Origin of the sequence: Pseudoalteromonas sp. S3260 (assembly GCF_005886925.1) — a bacterium.
In the GTDB taxonomy this organism is placed as follows: Bacteria; Pseudomonadota; Gammaproteobacteria; order Enterobacterales; family Alteromonadaceae; genus Pseudoalteromonas; species Pseudoalteromonas tetraodonis.
The window spans coordinates 1-371 of the sequence record NZ_PNCV01000266.1 but is presented as its reverse complement, the minus strand read 5'-3'; the positions used below and the strand labels follow the sequence as shown (position 1 = coordinate 371).

General features: G+C 43.7%; 1 protein-coding gene. It reads left to right on the top strand.

The features are described from left to right. Positions 1-371 (top strand): SDR family oxidoreductase (locus tag CWC14_RS18420; protein ID WP_138564329.1); only part of this gene is annotated, 371 nt, incomplete at both ends.

The window sequence follows — 371 nt, the reverse complement described above, 5'->3', positions numbered from 1 at the left end:
ATGCAGTAGATGAGCTAGCGGCGCAAGGTGTTACTTGTATTCAAGCAGATTTTAGTGACGATGAAAGCATTGTGCACTTTATCAATGAGCTACGAGTCCATACGCCAAAATTACGCGCTATTATTCATAACGCATCAAGTTGGGATAGTGAGAGTAAAAACGACGACTACGCAGCCTTGTTCGATAATATGATGCGTATTCATGCCAAGGTACCTTACCTTATCAATCAACACTGCCAAGACATGCTCGAGCACAGCGATTGCTATGGCGACATTATTCATTTAACCGACTTTGTGGTCGAGACAGGCAGTGCCAAACACCTTGCCTACGCAGCCAGCAAAGCGGCATTGGATAATTTAACTAAGTCATTT